The 15,462-nt window shown below is 67.2% G+C and carries 13 protein-coding genes; 10 read left to right on the forward strand and 3 right to left on the reverse strand.

Translation table 11 applies throughout. From position 1 onward, the window contains the following. The 10 genes from dnaA to ACF3M1_RS00050 all read left to right on the forward strand — a co-directional run bounded on the left by dnaA (window position 1) and on the right by ACF3M1_RS00050 (window position 11,361). Window positions 1-1,332, forward strand: a complete 1,332-nt coding sequence (gene dnaA, locus ACF3M1_RS00005) for a chromosomal replication initiator protein DnaA (protein WP_394002745.1) — start codon at window positions 1-3, stop codon at window positions 1,330-1,332. Window positions 1,333-1,586: 254 nt separating this feature from the next. Next, window positions 1,587-2,687: a DNA polymerase III subunit beta gene (gene dnaN, locus ACF3M1_RS00010; protein ID WP_394002747.1), complete on the forward strand. Its 1,101-nt coding sequence runs from the start codon at window positions 1,587-1,589 to the stop codon at window positions 2,685-2,687. 103 nt (window positions 2,688-2,790) lie between these two features. Then, complete coding sequence (recF, locus tag ACF3M1_RS00015; protein WP_394002749.1) at window positions 2,791-3,888, forward strand: DNA replication/repair protein RecF; 1,098 nt, start codon at window positions 2,791-2,793, stop codon at window positions 3,886-3,888. 222 nt (window positions 3,889-4,110) lie between these two features. Then, window positions 4,111-6,546 carry a DNA topoisomerase (ATP-hydrolyzing) subunit B gene (gene gyrB / locus ACF3M1_RS00020; protein ID WP_394002751.1) on the forward strand — a complete coding sequence of 812 codons (2,436 nt, stop codon included), beginning with the start codon at window positions 4,111-4,113 and terminating at the stop codon, window positions 6,544-6,546. Window positions 6,547-6,641: 95 nt separating this feature from the next. After that, complete coding sequence (locus ACF3M1_RS00025) at window positions 6,642-7,451, forward strand: M48 family metallopeptidase (protein WP_394002753.1); 810 nt, start codon at window positions 6,642-6,644, stop codon at window positions 7,449-7,451. A gap of 109 nt (window positions 7,452-7,560) precedes the next feature. Next, window positions 7,561-8,805 (forward strand): tetratricopeptide repeat protein, encoded by a 1,245-nt coding sequence (locus ACF3M1_RS00030; RefSeq protein ID WP_394002755.1) that lies wholly within the window; start codon window positions 7,561-7,563, stop codon window positions 8,803-8,805. Window positions 8,806-8,939: 134 nt separating this feature from the next. Next, window positions 8,940-9,608, forward strand: coding sequence for an energy transducer TonB (locus ACF3M1_RS00035; RefSeq protein ID WP_394002756.1), 669 nt, complete (start codon window positions 8,940-8,942; stop codon window positions 9,606-9,608). Between the two features lie 103 nt (window positions 9,609-9,711). Continuing rightward, window positions 9,712-10,470 carry a MotA/TolQ/ExbB proton channel family protein gene (locus ACF3M1_RS00040; RefSeq protein ID WP_394002758.1) on the forward strand — a complete coding sequence of 253 codons (759 nt, stop codon included), beginning with the start codon at window positions 9,712-9,714 and terminating at the stop codon, window positions 10,468-10,470. A gap of 42 nt (window positions 10,471-10,512) precedes the next feature. Next, the gene (locus tag ACF3M1_RS00045; protein WP_394002760.1) at window positions 10,513-10,935 is read left to right on the forward strand and encodes an ExbD/TolR family protein; all 423 of its coding nucleotides are present in this window, start codon (window positions 10,513-10,515) and stop codon (window positions 10,933-10,935) included. Between the two features lie 15 nt (window positions 10,936-10,950). Continuing rightward, window positions 10,951-11,361: an ExbD/TolR family protein gene (locus ACF3M1_RS00050; RefSeq protein WP_394002762.1), complete on the forward strand. Its 411-nt coding sequence runs from the start codon at window positions 10,951-10,953 to the stop codon at window positions 11,359-11,361. A gap of 1,171 nt (window positions 11,362-12,532) precedes the next feature. Here ACF3M1_RS00050 and ACF3M1_RS00055 read toward each other — a convergent pair. The 3 genes from ACF3M1_RS00055 to cls all read right to left on the reverse strand — a co-directional run bounded on the left by ACF3M1_RS00055 (window position 12,533) and on the right by cls (window position 15,185). Next, a complete protein-coding gene (locus tag ACF3M1_RS00055) occupies window positions 12,533-13,291 on the reverse strand; it encodes a pyridoxine 5'-phosphate synthase (RefSeq protein WP_394002764.1) in 759 nt (252 codons plus the stop codon). Between the two features lie 43 nt (window positions 13,292-13,334). Then, a complete protein-coding gene (locus ACF3M1_RS00060) occupies window positions 13,335-13,607 on the reverse strand; it encodes a hypothetical protein (RefSeq protein WP_394002765.1) in 273 nt (90 codons plus the stop codon). Window positions 13,608-13,742: 135 nt separating this feature from the next. Next, a complete protein-coding gene (gene cls / locus ACF3M1_RS00065) occupies window positions 13,743-15,185 on the reverse strand; it encodes a cardiolipin synthase (RefSeq protein WP_394002767.1) in 1,443 nt (480 codons plus the stop codon). Between the last annotated feature and the right edge of the window lie 277 nt (window positions 15,186-15,462).

Below are 15,462 nucleotides of genomic sequence, written 5' to 3' on the forward strand. Positions count from 1 at the left end.
ATGGATGTCTGGCCCCGCTGCCTCCAACGCCTCGAAGCCGAGTTTCCGGCCGAGGATGTCCACACCTGGCTCAAGCCGCTGCAAGCCCGTGCCGATGCCAACAGCACGGTGCTCTACGCGCCCAATGCGTTCGTCCGCGACGAGGTCCAGGCGCGGTACATGCCGCGTATCCGCGAGCTGCTGGAACATTTCGCCGGCACCGCCGACGTCAGTCTGCAGGTCGGTTCCCTGCCGCGTGCCCCGGCGCCCGCGGCCTCGGTGACCGCGGCGGATCTGCGCCCGTCGGCCGCTGCGCCGATCGAAGCCTTCGCCGGCAACATGGACAGCCATTACACCTTCGACAACTTCGTCGAGGGCCGCAGCAACCAGATGGGCCGCGCCGCCGCCTGGCAGGCCGCGCTCAAGCCGGGCGACCGTGCCCACAACCCGCTGCTGCTCTACGGCGGCACGGGCCTGGGCAAGACCCACCTGATGTTCGCCGCCGGCAACGCGATGCGCCAGGCCAATCCCCGTGCGCGCGTGCTCTATCTGCGTTCGGAGGAGTTCTACAGCGCGTTCTTCCGCTCGATCCAGGAAAAGACCTCGGACCAGTTCAAGCGCCAGTTCCGCCAGATCGACGCGCTGCTTATCGACGACATCCAGTTCTTCGCCGGCAAGGACCGCACCCAGGAAGAGTTCTTCCACACCTTCAATACGCTGTTCGACAGCAAGCAGCAGATCATCATGACCTGCGACCGCTACCCGCGTGAGGTCGACGGCCTGGAGCCGCGGCTCAAGTCGCGCCTGGCCTGGGGCCTGTCGGTGGCGATCGATCCGCCCGATTTCGAGACCCGCGCGGCGATCGTGCTGGCCAAGGCGGCCGAACGCGGTACCCAGGTGCCGGACGACGTGGCGTTCCTGCTGGCCAAGAAGATGCACTCGAACGTGCGCGATCTCGAGGGTGCGCTCAATACGCTGGCTGCGCGCGCGAACTTCATGGGCCGTGCAATCACCGTCGAGTTCGCCCAGGAGACGCTGCGTGACCTGCTGCGCGCCCAGCAGCAGGCGATCAGCATCGCCAACATCCAGAAGGTGGTCGCCGACTATTACGGCCTGCAGATCAAGGATCTACTGTCCAAGCGCCGCACACGCTCGCTGGCGCGTCCCCGGCAGGTCGCGATGGCGCTGTCGAAGGAACTCACCGAACACAGCCTGCCGGAGATCGGCGATGCGTTCGCCGGGCGCGACCATACGACCGTGCTGCACGCCTGTCGGCAGATCCGCACCCTGATCGAAAGCGACGGCAAATTGCGCGAGGATTGGGACAAGCTCATCCGCAAGCTCAGCGAGTAAGCTGCGCACAACCGGTGCGTGTACAAGATCGGGACGGCAGGTGGACAGGGTGTGGACAACTTCGGGGCCTCCAGGTTGTCCACAGGATCATCCCCTGATGCCGACCCCACTATCCACCGGGTTTGACCCACTCAAAAAGCGTTTTGAATCATAGACTTGAAGTAGATATCACCCGATTCTGGCCTCACCCAGCACCACCATTTTTAGATTTATATCCTTTTTATAAAAGCACGGGACAAGGGGATAACACCGACATGCGTTTCAGTCTGCAACGCGAAACTCTGCTGAAGCCGCTGGCTCAGGTCGTCAATGTCGTCGAACGCCGGCAGACCCTGCCCGTGCTGGCCAACCTGCTGGTGCAGGTCTCCGACGGCCAGCTCTCGCTGACCGGCACCGACCTCGAAGTCGAGATGGTCTCGCGCCGCGCCGTCGACGACGCGCAGGACGGCGAGACCACGATTCCGGCCCGCAAGCTGTTCGACATCGTTCGTGCACTGCCCGACGGCAGCAAGGTCGGCATCTCGCAGTCCGGCGACAAGATCACGGTGCAGGCCGGCCGCAGCCGGTTCACGCTGTCGAGCCTGCCGGCGGGCGACTTCCCGTCGGTCGACGAGGTCGAAGCCACCGAAACGATCGCCGTGCCCGAGGCCGCGCTGAAGGAGCTGATCGAACGCACCGCGTTCGCGATGGCGCAGCAGGACGTGCGGTATTACCTCAACGGCCTGCTGTTCGATCTCGGCGACACCCGCCTGCGCTGTGTGGCGACCGACGGCCACCGTCTGGCGCTGTGCGAGACCACGCTGGATACCGCGGTGCAGACGAAGCGCCAGATCATCCTGCCGCGCAAGGGCGTGACCGAGCTGCAGCGCCTGCTCGAGGGTGGAGACAAGACGCTGGAGCTGGAGATCGGTCGCAACCACCTGCGGGTCAAGCGCGACGATGTCACGTTCACCAGCAAGCTGATCGATGGCCGCTTCCCGGATTACGAGGCGGTGATTCCGATCGGCGCCGACCGCGAGGTCACGATCGACCGCGAACTGCTGCGCGCCGCGCTGCAACGCGTGGCGATCCTGTCGAACGAGAAGTACCGCGGCGTGCGTATGGAAGTCTCGCCCGGCCTGCTGCGCATCAATGCGCACAATCCGGAGCAGGAAGAAGCGCAGGAGGAAGTCGAGGCCGACACCAAGGTCGACGAGCTCGCCGTGGGCTTCAACGTGAACTACCTGCTGGATGCACTGACCGCGCTGCGCGGCGAGCAGGTGGTGATCAAGCTCCGCGACGCGAACTCGTCTGCGCTGGTGCGCGAGGCGACCGACGAGCGCAGCCGTCACGTGGTGATGCCGCTGCGTCTCTGACCGGAGGCCGGCCCGCGGCGCTCGGCGCCGGTGATGTTTCACGTGGAACACGACGCCCGGCTTGTCCGGGCGTCATCCGTTTTCGACCCGACGCAGGACCGCCGTGCAGATCACCCGCCTCGACCTTCGCAACGTCCGCAATCTCGGCGATGTCTCGCTGGCCCTAGGCGCGGGTCTGAATCTGTTGCTGGGTGACAACGGCGCCGGGAAGACCAGCGTGCTCGAAGGCCTGCACCTGATGGCGTACGGCCGGAGCTTCCGGGGCCGGGTGCGAGACGGCTTGATCCAGCGGGGCGCGCCCGCGCTCGAGCTCTACGCCGAATGGCTGGACGATCCTGCAGAGCCGGAGCGCGTCCGGCGTGCCGGGCTGCGTCACAGCGGGCAGGACTGGACCGGCCGTCTGGACGGGGGCGATGTCGCCCAGATCGGTGACCTGTGCGCCGCGATGAAGGTCGTCACCGTCGAACCCGGCAGTCATGCCCTGGTGTCGGGAAGCAGCGAGATCCGGCGGCGCTTCCTCGACTGGGGCTTGTTCCACGTGGAACACGACTACCTGCCGCAGTGGCGCCGCTATGCGCGGGCGCTCAAGCAGCGCAATGCCCTGCTCAAGGCCGGCGCAGGGAGTTCGCAGCTCGATGCCTGGGATCTCGAGCTGGCGGACGCGGCCGCGCCGCTGGATACGCGCCGTGATGCCTATCTCACGCGCCTGCAGGCGGCAGTGCAGACCGTGGCCGCCGACATCGCGCCGGTGCTCGGCCAGCCCGAGCTGGAGTTCCTGCCTGGCTGGCGACGGAGCGAGCTGTCGCTCGCCGACGCGCTGCTGGTCGCCCGCGAACGGGATCGCGCCGCCGGACATACCAGCGTGGGCCCGCACCGCGCCGATTGGCGGTTCCGCTTCGATGGCCCGCTCGAACAGGCACTGCTCTCCCGTGGCCAGGCCAAACAGGCGGCGCTGTGCGGCCTCCTGGCCCAGGCGCTCGACTGCGCGCAACAACACGCCGGGCAGTGGCCGGTCATCGCGCTCGACGATCTGGGCTCTGAACTCGACCGGCATCACCAAGCCTATCTGCTCGATTACCTGCGCCCCGGCAACGCGCAGGTACTGATCACCGGCACCGAGGTGCCTGGCCACTGGCCGGCTCGGGTCCGCGAGGAGGCGCGTGTGTTCCACGTGGAACATGGACGCATCACGCCGGTTTGAGGTCGTCATCCCGCGGATCCGGTGACGCCCCGGAGCTCGCGTCATGTTCCACGTGGAACATCCTCCGGGATGGCGCGTCCGATTCATGTTCCACGTGGAACACCGGAGGGTCAGACGGGCCGGAGTGTTACAATTCCGCCCTTGCGGATCCTCGTCCGCGCGACGTTCCGGCCCGGCCGTGTCGCGCCACCGAGGCCGCGCTCCGGCCAGACAGCGAACCGAATGAGCGACGAGACCCCCATCGGCGGCGCCCCCGCCAATACCGACTACGACTCCACCCGGATCACCGTGCTGCGCGGCCTGGAGGCCGTCCGCAAGCGCCCCGGCATGTACATCGGCGACGTGCACGATGGCACCGGTCTGCACCACATGGTGTTCGAAGTCGTCGACAACTCGATCGACGAGGCGCTTGCCGGACACGCCGACGATATCGTGGTGACCATCCACGAGGACGGCTCGGTCTCGGTGTCGGACAACGGCCGCGGTATCCCGGTCGACATCCACAAGGAAGAAGGCGTCTCGGCGGCCCAGGTCATCATGACCCAGCTGCATGCGGGCGGTAAGTTCGACGACAACAGCTACAAGGTCTCGGGCGGCCTGCACGGCGTCGGTGTATCCGTGGTCAACGCGCTGAGCGAGAAGCTCACCCTCGACATCTGGCGCGACGGTTACCACCACCATCAGGAATACGCGATGGGCGAGCCCCTGGCGCCTGTCCAGCGCGGCGACGCCTCCACAAAGCGCGGCACGCTGCTGCGCTTCTGGCCCGCGGTGTCGACGTTCTCCGACGTCACCTTCCACTACGACATCCTGGCCCGCCGCCTGCGCGAGCTGTCGTTCCTCAACTCGGGCGTGCGGATCAACCTCGTCGACCTGCGCGGCGATGGCCGCCGCGACCTGTTCGAGTACGAAGGCGGCATCCGCTCCTTCGTCGAGCATCTGGCCCAGCTCAAGACCCCGCTGCATCCGCACGTGATCTCGGTCACCGGCGAGCAGAGCGGCATCACCGTCGATGTCGCGCTGCAATGGACCGATGCCTACCAGGAAACGATGTTCTGCTTCACCAACAACATCCCGCAGAAGGACGGCGGCACCCACCTGCAGGGCTTCCGCGCGGCGTTGACGCGCACGCTGACCAACTACATCGAGAAGAACGGCATCGCCAAGCAGGCCAAGGTCGCACTGTCGGGTGACGACATGCGCGAAGGCATGATCGCGGTGCTGTCGGTGAAGGTGCCCGATCCGAGCTTCTCGTCGCAGACCAAGGAAAAGCTGGTCTCGTCCGAAGTGCGCCCGGTCGTCGAAAGCGCCTTCGGCGCGAAGCTGCAGGAGTTCCTCGAGGAAAATCCGAGCGAGGCCCGGGCGATCGCCGGCAAGATCGTCGATGCCGCCCGCGCCCGTGAGGCCGCGCGCAAGGCCCGCGATCTGACCCGCCGCAAGGGCGCGCTCGATATCGCCGGCCTGCCCGGCAAGCTCGCGGACTGCCAGGAAAAGGATCCGGCGCTGTCGGAACTGTTCATCGTCGAGGGCGACTCGGCAGGCGGCTCGGCCAAGCAGGGCCGCAACCGCAAGACCCAGGCGATCCTGCCGCTGAAGGGCAAGATCCTCAATGTCGAGCGTGCGCGTTTCGACCGCATGCTGGGCAGCGCCGAGGTCGGCACGCTGATCACCGCGCTCGGCACCGGCATCGGCAAGGACGAGTACAACCCGGACAAGCTGCGCTATCACCGCATCATCCTGATGACCGACGCCGACGTCGACGGCTCGCACATCCGCACGCTGCTGCTCACGTTCTTCTACCGGCAGATGCCCGAGCTCATCGAGCGCGGACACATCTACATCGGCCTGCCGCCGCTGTACAAGATCAAGCAGGGCAAGAACGAGCTCTACATCAAGGACGACGCGGCGCTCGATGCCTACCTGGCCGGCAATGCCGTCGAAGGCGCACACCTCGAGCCCGCGGCCGGTGCGCCCTCGATCGAGGGCGTGGCGCTGGAGCGGCTGCTGCTCGAGTTCGCGGCCGCGCGCGCCGCAATCACCCGCAATGCCCACCGCTACGACTCCGCGGTGCTCGAGCTGCTGCTCGATGCCGCGCCGCTCAGCAGCGATCCGGAGGCTGTACAGCCGGTGCTGGCGGCGCTGGAGGCCAAGCTCAACCAGAAGGGCCTCGGACGTCCGCGTTACCGTTTCGGTATGCAGCCCGCCACCGAGGCGCGCGGCGCCGTGCTGACGATCGATCGCCGGCACATGGGCCTCGACGTGACCCAGCTGCTGCCACTGGCGGCGCTGGAGACGGGCGAATTGCGCGCGATCGGCGAAATCGCACGCCAGCTGCATGACCTCGTCGGCGAAGGCGCGCAGATCGTCCGCGGCAACCGTGCGCAGCCGATCAAATCGTTCGCCGAGGCGCAGGCGTGGCTGCTCGAGGAAGCCAAGCGCGGCCGCCAGATCCAGCGCTTCAAGGGCCTGGGCGAAATGAATCCGGAGCAGCTCTGGGACACCACGGTGAACCCCGAGACCCGCCGCCTGCTGCAGGTGCGGATCGAGGATGCGGTCGCGGCGGACGAGATCTTCAGCACGCTGATGGGCGATGTGGTCGAGCCCCGACGGGCCTTCATCGACGACAACGCGCTCAAGGTCGCGAACCTCGACGTCTGAGCCGGCCATCGGGCGCGCCGACGCGCGCGCCCGTTGACGGTCCGTTAATCCGGGCCGCTTTAAAAGAGTCGTCCTTGAACAGGGGAAGACCGCCCATGAAAGCGCTCACTGCCGCACTCGCGACCGCACTCGCCGTCGCCGGCTGTGCGACCACGACCTCGCCCACCGGGCGCACCCAGTACGTGGGCGCGGTCTCCCAGGCCGAGCTCAACCAGATGGGCGAACAGGCCTTCGCCGAAACCAAGACCAAGATGCGCCAGTCGCCGGATGCGAAGCAGCAGGCCTACGTGCGCTGCATCGTGACCGACATCGTGCGCGAGCTTCCGGCCAACTGGCAGCAGCTGAACTGGGAGTCGGTGGTCTTCGTCGACGAGAACCCGAATGCATTCGCGCTGCCCGGCGGCAAGGTCGGCGTGCACACGGGCATCCTGACCGTCGCTCGCAACCAGGACCAGCTCGCTGCGGTGATCGCGCACGAGATCGGTCACGTCTACGCCAACCACCACGACGAGCGCATCACCCGGCAGATGGGCGCGCAGGGCGCACTCGGCGTCGCCGGCGCCCTGCTGGGATCGCGCTACGGCGAGGGCGCGCAGCAATCCACCAGCCAGCTCGGCGGGGCGGCACTGCAGGCGACCTTCCTGCTGCCGGGCACGCGCACCCAGGAAACCGAGGCCGACGTGGTCGGCCAGGAACTGATGGCCAAGGCCGGCTTCGACCCGCGCGCGGCCGTCGGCCTGTGGCAGAACATGATCGCCGCGAGCGGTGGCAGCCGTCCGCCCCAGTGGCTGTCGACCCACCCCAATCCCGAGAGCCGGATCAGCGAACTGCAGACGCGTGCGAACGCGCTGGTGCCGACCTACGAGCAGGCGCGCGCGGCGGGCAAGCGCCCGAGCTGCGGTTGAGCCTGCACGTCCGCTTCGCTCGCCGCCCCGCGTCCGCTCGTCCATAATCGACGTATTCCGTATTCGCGACCGCCCCGACGCGATCGCGCCTGCCAAACGAGGTGTCCCGATGTCGAAGTTCCGTCTCTCCAACCCTGTGCTGGCCGGCGCGATCGCCACCGCGCTGCTGGCGTTCGCCGCGCCTGTCGCGGTGCACGCACAGGATGCGGGCAGCGACCGCAGCGAGCGCAGCACGCGCGCCGACCGCAGCGCCCGCTCGACCGAGCGCAACGAACGTCGCAGCTCGCGCCAGGCCCAGCCGGAGACCGAGGCCCGCTATCCGAATGCGACCCGTGAGGCCCCCGGAATCGCCGCGAGCCAGCGTCTGGCCAAGCAGCTCAACACGCTGTCGGAAGCCAACACCGAACAGGACGCCGCCAAGGGCCTGCCGATCGCCGAGGAGATCCTCGCCAACGAGCGTGCGAACGAATACGACAAGTCGATCGCCGCGCTGCTCGCCGGCCAGCTGCTCCTCAATGAGGACAACGATCGCGCGACCACGTATCTGCAGCAGGCGATCGACCTCGGTGGCCTCGACAACGACAACCACTTCCAGGCGATGCTGATCATCGCGCAGCTGCAAGCGCAGGAGCAGAACTACGACGCGGCCCTGGTCACCCTCGATCGCTACCTCACCGAGTCCGGCTCCACCGACCCGAAGGATCAGGCGCTCAAGGGCAACATGCTCTATCGCCTCGAGCGCTATCCCGAGGCGATCGCCACGCTGAAGCCGCTGGTCGAATCCGGTGGCGACGTCGATCCGCAGTGGACCCAGCTGCTGATGGGCGCCTACGCCGAATCGGGCAACACCGCCGAGGCGACGCGCATGGCCGAACAGGTCGCCCAGGCCACGCCGGACGACAAGCGCTCGCAGATCAATCTCGCGGTCTCGTACCTGCAGACCGACCAGAACGACAAGGCGATCGAAGTGTTCGAGCGCCTGCGCAGCAGCGGCCAGCTGACCGAGGAAAGCGAATACCGCAATCTTTATGCGCTATACCTCAACAGCGAGAACAAGGAGCGCGAGGCGATCGCGGTGATCAACGACGGCCTCGAGAAGAACGTGCTGCAGTCGGACTTCCGCACGATGTCGGCGCTCGGCCAGGCCTACTACTTCTCCGACCAGGTCGGCCCGGCGATCGACGCGTGGCAGAAGGCCGCCCCGCTCGCGGAAAACGGCGAGACGTACCTCAACCTCGCGCGCGTGTTGCATCAGGAAGGACGCAGTGCGGAAGCGAAGGACGCGGCACGTCAGGCCATCGCGAAAGGCCTGAAATCCAACGCCGACGCCGAGCGCATCATTTCATCGCGTTAAGAAAAAGTTCTACCTGCCATGGATGGTGCAGGCAGCTTGTCTTGGTATAAGCTTTAGGGTTCCTGCCGCCCGAAAGGGCGACAGACCAACATCCCCACCGGGGTTCGCACCCCGGCCTCACCAGAGTTCTCCGCATGACGCAACGTTCGACGACGACCAACAGGAACGACGAAGACGAGGGCTTGAACTGGGCTCGCATCGCCGGCTTCACGATGGTGGTCGCGTTCCATGCCGCCGCCGTCATGCTGCTGCTGGCGCCCGTGAATCCGCCGAATACCGCGCCCGACGAAGAGATGGCGACCCGCGTGGTCATCATCGAACCGCCGCCGCCGCCCCCGCCGCCGCCGCCGCCGCCGCCGGAACCGCCGAAGCCGCAGCCCATCAAGGAGCTGTCGCCGCCGCGTCCGACACCGGTGCCACCGCCGCCGGAAGCGCCGCCGCCGGTCATCTTCGACACGCCGTCGCCGATGGACACGCCGGCTCCGCCGCCGGCCCCGCCCGCGCCGCCGGCCCCGGTCGCCAACATCGGTGCCAGCGTCGACATCTCGTCGAAGAACATGAACCCGCCGCGCTACCCGCCCGCCGCCGCGCGTGCGCAGATCGAAGGCACGGTCATCCTGGTCATCGACGTCGACGCCAATGGCAACGTGACCAACGTGTCGGTCGAGAAGTCCAGCCGCAACCGTGACCTCGATCGCGCCGCGATCGAAGCCGCCCGTCGCTGGTCGTTCGCACCCGCCATGCAGGACGGCAAGCCGGCCGCCGGTCGCGTCCGCGTCCCGGTCGACTTCAGCCTGAGCTGATCCGGCCACGTCACACCCGATACCTGGCGTCCCCTTCGGACGCCCGCTTGACCCGCGTCAAACGTTCCACTCTTCAAACCACTACATCTAGAAGGTAAGCGTCATGCTGCAGGAAACCACCAACGCCGCTGTGTCCAACGCTGCCGGTCTGGAGTCGATGGGCTTCGCCGACATGATCGAGCACATGGACGCGGTCAACTGGACCGTGCTCATCGTGCTGATCATCATGTCGGCGATGTCGATCTTCTGGATCATCTACAACGCGATCAAGAATGCGCGTCTGCGTGGCAGCTCGGACCGCGTGATCAACACGTTCTGGGAAACCCCGAACGCGCAGGACGCGATCCGCTTCATGGAAGAGCAGCCCAAGAGCGAGCCCTTCTCGAAGGTCGCCCTCGACGCCGCCCAGGCCGCTGCGCACCACCAGCGTCATGAAGGTTCGCGTCTGGTCGAGTCGCTGAACCGTTCGGAATTCGTCGATCGCGCCCTGCGTCAGGCCGTGACCCGCGAATCGCTGAAGCTCGAAGACGGCCTGACCCTGCTCGCCACCGTCGGTGCGACCGCGCCGTTCGTGGGTCTGCTCGGTACGGTCTGGGGCATCTATCGCGCCCTGATCCGCATCGGTGCCAGCGGCCAGGCCGACATCGGCGCGGTGGCGGGTCCGGTCGGCGAGGCGCTGATCATGACCGCGATCGGTCTGGGCGTCGCGATCCCGGCGGTGCTGGGTTACAACTTCTTCGTGCGCATCAACCGCGGCCTCAACAACAAGCTCGACACGTTCGCGCACGACCTGCACGACTTCTTCGCCACCGGCTCGCGCGTCGGCGACGTTGCGCCGCCGGCCCCGTCGGCCAAGGTCTAATCAAGAACGTCTCGTAGCAGTCCGCGATAACGGAGTTTCGACATGGCTTTCAGCTCAGGTGGTGGCAACGACAAGGTCAATGCCACGATCAACATCGTCCCGCTTGTCGACGTCATGCTGGTGCTGCTGATCATCTTCATGGTCACGGCCCCTCTGATGGCGCACAAGGTGCAGGTCGACCTGCCGGAAGCCAACCTCGACGAGCGCCCGGAAACGGGTCAGTCCGCACCGCCACTTACGGTGGCGGTGACGGACAGCGGCGAGATCTTCCTCAACGACGAGCCCGTGACGCTCCAGCTTCTGGAGAGCATGTTCTCGGTCGAGGCCCAGAAGACGCCGCAGCCCCCGGTCAACATCCGTGGCGACGCGACGACGAAGTACAGGACGATCCAGGACGTGGTCAACGTTGCGCAGTCCCAGGGCATGCGCAAGGTGGGCTTCATCGCGACGATCGAATCCAGGTAAACCGGAGCAACACGCATGGCATTTTCATCCGGTGGCGAAGGCCCAATGGCCGACATCAACATCATTCCGCTTTGCGACGTGATGTTGGTGCTGCTGATCATCTTCATGGTCACAGCGCCCAAGGCGTCCTATCCGATCGACATCGATCTGCCGCAGCGTTCGACGACGCCGCCTGACAATCCGGTGGAACCGCCGGAGCCGATCCGGTTGCGTATCGACGGCTCGGGCCAGATCTTCTGGAACGACAGCCCGACGCCGATCTCGGCGCTGCGCAACATGATGGAATCGGAAATCCAGCGCGATCCGACCAACCAGCCGACGCTGGAGATCGATACCAGCGGCGACGCCGATTACGGCGTGCTGGCAAAGGTCCTGGCGGAAGCCAAGAACGCGCAGATGCAGAAGATCGGTTTCGTTCGGCAGTAAACCGCATCAACCGTCGGTGCGGGCCTGCAGCACGCACGACGCTTACCTGATCGATTTCAACGCCGCCTTCGGGCGGCGTTTTTTTTGCGTCGCTGCTTGGCGCGGCCAGGGCGATTCCTGACCGTAGTCGCTGCGCAGTCGACGGCCCATTCGCTTTGGTGCGCGCATCGTGGCGTTGTCGCGGTGGATGGAACCGGTCGATGTCCGAAGTGCGATCATTCATGCCGGATGCGCCCTGTTGATGGATCGAAAAGACGACGCCACGACGGTCGGTCGGTTCGGCGAGGCGAATCAGCGGCGTGCCTTCGTCGCACGCGGCGAGCATCCGATCGACCGGTCCTGCCTCTGTGGCCTGAGGACGTGGACCGATGGAAGACGCTGCGTTGTCGTCTTCCTATGGAAGGTCCGAACACTCCCGCTTCTGGCCGTCACTCCCGCGAAGGCAGGAATCCAGCGTCTTTGGCTTCCGAAGGCTTGAAGTCCCTGGATCCCCGCCTTCGCGGGAATGACGGCAGTGATTCAGACCTTCCCTGTCAGCTGCGCTACACGATTCACCCAGGCAGCTGACGGGCCCACACGTCCGCGGTCGGGCAGTCTTCTCCACATCGCACGTGTACACCATCGCAGGCCGCGGCAAACCTTCAATTCGCCTGACATCGTTCCGTCGAGATCGATGCCGCCCCGACGCCCCGACGCCCCGACGCATCGCACACGGCGCATCAATCCGTCGGAATGGTGAAGCGGCAACGGACGGACGTAACGCATCCCCCGACAGGTTGCAGCGCCGCCGGAGCGTCGGCTGGACGGTCGTGCGTGTCTCCAGTGCCGATCACGCGTGATCGCCACCGCCATCGTCTGGGCCGATATGCACGCGAGTCGGCACTGGCTGCCCCAGCTCGAGTCGAGGGCGAACCGCCGCGTTCGTCGCGCGACGCCGCATTGCGTCGCCAGCGGCGAAGACGGAACACCGCCGTCTCGCCTCTTTCCGCAGGCCTTCACAGCATCCGGCACCGCGCTCGGCGCACACGGCACTGGAGCCGGACGATCCGGACGGAGAGCACGTGAGTATCAGATCGCCTCATGCGACGCAGGCGATGCCGTTCGATTCGCCGATATCGAAGCGACGCGGGCCAGTGCGGGCTCCGAGGCGAACACGCCTCCAAGCGGTGAGCTAGACGACAGGCGGGCGGTCGACGATCCGGACGTAACGCCGCACGGTGGCCTCGAGGCCCTCGTAGAGCGCCTCGTCGATCAGCGCGTGGCCGATCGAGACCTCGTCGACGTCGGCGAGCGCGTCGAGGAACGACGCGAGGTTGGCCTGGCTCAGATCGTGACCGGCGTTGACGCCGAGCCCTGCCCGACGTGCGCGCGCTGCGGTGTCGACGAACGCGGGCAGCACGGTGCCCGGGGCGTCGGACGCGAAGGCCTCGGCCCAGGGGCCGGTGTAGAGCTCGATCCGGTCGGCGCCGATCGCCGCGGCCGTCTCGACATCGCTGCCGGCATCGGCGAACAGGCTGACCCGGCACCCGATCCCTTTGAACGCATCGACCAGCGGCGTCAGCGCCGCCGCATCCCGCGCGAAATCGAAGCCGTGATCCGAGGTCAGCTGGCCGTCGCCGTCCGGCACCAGGGTCACCTGGGCCGGGCGCGCCTGTTCGCACAGCGCGAGCAGGCCGGGATAGCCCGGGCGCGGTGGCGCGAACGGGTTGCCTTCGATGTTGAATTCGATCCCACGCGCCGCCGTCAGTGCGCCGAGCGCATGCACGTCGGCGGTGCGGATGTGCCGGCCATCGGGCCGGGGATGCACGGTGATGCCATGCGCCCCGGCATCGAGACAGACCGTCGCCGCGCGGCGCACGTCAGGTGCATCGCCGCCGCGCGAATTGCGCAGCACCGCGATCTTGTTGAGATTGACGCTGAGCCGCGTCACGGGCGCGATCCGTCCATGCTGTCCTGTGTCGGGCCGACCGGGCTCAGCGCGGATCGTGCGGGGTCGGGTCGGCCGGCGGCGTGGCAGCGGCGCGACGCGCGTCGGCCTGCTCGCGCAGACGGCGCAGTTCGGCCGGGTCGACCATCATCGCCTCGCTGCGACTCTGGTTGCCGACCCGCTGCGCCAGCAGGCCGAGCACACCGACGACGATGAACACCAGCGCGAGCAGCAGCGCGACGGCCGCCAGCGGCACCGATGTGGTGGAGAACGCGAGGAAGAGCGCACCGAGTGCGAGCAGCAGGAACAGCCAAGGCATGCAACGGACTCCGCCGGACGTCGGCGCAGTCTAAACCAGTGCGTCGCCGGCCGCGGCGCCGCCGCCGTCCCTTCCGTCGGTCGCACGGCTCCGGTCGTCGGCCACCGTGCACCTGCGGGCGCGCCCTGCCGGTGCTCAGAGCAGCGGCGAGCACAGGCGAGCCAGCGCCTCCGGCAGGCGGGCCGACAGCAGCGGGCGCGGCCGTCCGCGATGCACGCGCGGTGCGTGCGCGAATTCGCTTTCGATCAGGCGGGCGAGCCGCGCCGCGATGTCCGCATCATGGAACAGCACCGAGAGTTCGAAATTGAGCCGGAAACTGCGGTGGTCGAAATTGGCGCTGCCGATGATCGCCAGATGGTCGTCGACCAGCAGCGATTTGCTGTGCAGCATGCGCGAGCGGTACTCGTAGACCTTCACGCCGGCGACGAGGAGCTGGCCGAAATACGAGCGGGCGGCCAGCGTCACCAGCCATGAATCACTGACTCGCGGCACCAGCAGGCGCACGTCGAGGCCGGCGAGGGCGGCCGAGGTCAGCGCCATCATCGCGGCCTCGCCCGGCACGAAGTACGGCGTGGTCATCCACACCCGCTCGCGCGCCGTGTGGATCGCACCCACGTGCGCACGGTGGATCGCCTCCCAGGTCGAATCGGGCCCGGACGTGAGGATCTGCGTGCGCACCGGGCCCGCGTCGGCGGCCGGCGTCTGCTGTTCGACCTCCGCGAGAAAATCCCGGCGGCCCGTCGCATACGCCCAGTCCTCGGCGAACACCAGCTGCAGCACGCGGACCGACTTGCCGACCATGCGCATGTGCAGGTCGCGATAGGCGTCGGTGCGCAGGCGCTCGTCCTGCTCGTCGGTGATGTTCATGCCGCCGGTGTAGCCGATGCGGCCGTCGATCACGACGATCTTGCGGTGGGTGCGCAGGTTGGTCCACGGCCGCTGCCAGACGCGCCCGAAGCGCATCGGATGGAACCAGGCGATTTCGCCGCCGGCTTCGACCAGCGGCGCGAAGAAGCGGCGGGAGGCACCGGAGCCGACGAAGTCCATCAGCAGGCGCACGCGGATGCCCGCACGCGCGCGTTCGACCAGCGCGTCGCGCAGCACCTGGCCGGTGCGGTCCGGCTCGTAGATGTAGTACTCAAGATGGATGTGATGTTCGGCGCGCGCGATGTCGGCCAGCAGTGCGTCGTACTTGGCTGCGCCGTCGACCAGCAGGTCGACCTGCGATGACGAGGTGATCGGCAGTCCCGTCGTCGCCTGGGCCAGGCGCACCAGCTCCGCCGCCTCGCCGTCCTCCGCGTCCATCGCCGAGTTCTGCATCGCCGCGCGGCTGCGGCTGCGGCGCAGGCGGTTGCGGCGGATCTTCTGCGGCCCGAACACGTGATAGATCAGAAAGCCCAGATACGGCAGCAGTGCAAGGCCGAGCAGCCAGCTCAGCGTCGCCACCGGCTCGCGCTTCTGCAGCACGATCCAGCCGCCCAGCACCACCAGGTACAGCAGCCAGCCGCCGACCAGCAGGGCGATCAGATGCGGCGTGGTGGCGAGCGCCTCCCAGGCGCGCTGCACGGCTTCGAACATGGCGGACTCGACGAGGGCGCCGATCGCGCCGCGCACAGGGTACCGGCGCGGTGCCGGTTCGCGATGACGCCGACGCCCTGCGACATGTCACATCGCACTGTCGCACCCAGGTGACACGGCTCGCTGCGCGGTGGGCCGCCATCTGCGCGCGATTCCCGTGCCCGGGGTGCAACACCCCGGCGACGGCGGCGAACGACAGGCCAGCGTTGACGATCCGATAACCAGTTGAATTGATTGGATTAAAAAGACTGGCACGGCCCATGCGTTGACCCTGTCA

Origin of the sequence: Luteimonas sp. WGS1318, assembly GCF_043187535.1 — a bacterium.
Classification (GTDB): Bacteria; Pseudomonadota; Gammaproteobacteria; order Xanthomonadales; family Xanthomonadaceae; genus Luteimonas.

Coding starts and splice junctions, on each gene's coding strand:
- ACF3M1_RS00030 (WP_394002755.1), top strand. CDS start 7,561: ATGTCGAAGTTCCGTCTCTCCAACCCTGTGCTGGCCGGCGCGATCGCC.
- ACF3M1_RS00050 (WP_394002762.1), top strand. CDS start 10,951: ATGGCATTTTCATCCGGTGGCGAAGGCCCAATGGCCGACATCAACATC.
- ACF3M1_RS00035 (WP_394002756.1), top strand. CDS start 8,940: ATGACGCAACGTTCGACGACGACCAACAGGAACGACGAAGACGAGGGC.
- gyrB (WP_394002751.1), top strand. CDS start 4,111: ATGAGCGACGAGACCCCCATCGGCGGCGCCCCCGCCAATACCGACTAC.
- dnaN (WP_394002747.1), top strand. CDS start 1,587: ATGCGTTTCAGTCTGCAACGCGAAACTCTGCTGAAGCCGCTGGCTCAG.
- dnaA (WP_394002745.1), top strand. CDS start 1: ATGGATGTCTGGCCCCGCTGCCTCCAACGCCTCGAAGCCGAGTTTCCG.
- ACF3M1_RS00060 (WP_394002765.1), bottom strand. CDS start 13,607: ATGCCTTGGCTGTTCCTGCTGCTCGCACTCGGTGCGCTCTTCCTCGCG.
- cls (WP_394002767.1), bottom strand. CDS start 15,185: ATGTTCGAAGCCGTGCAGCGCGCCTGGGAGGCGCTCGCCACCACGCCG.
- ACF3M1_RS00040 (WP_394002758.1), top strand. CDS start 9,712: ATGCTGCAGGAAACCACCAACGCCGCTGTGTCCAACGCTGCCGGTCTG.
- ACF3M1_RS00045 (WP_394002760.1), top strand. CDS start 10,513: ATGGCTTTCAGCTCAGGTGGTGGCAACGACAAGGTCAATGCCACGATC.
- ACF3M1_RS00025 (WP_394002753.1), top strand. CDS start 6,642: ATGAAAGCGCTCACTGCCGCACTCGCGACCGCACTCGCCGTCGCCGGC.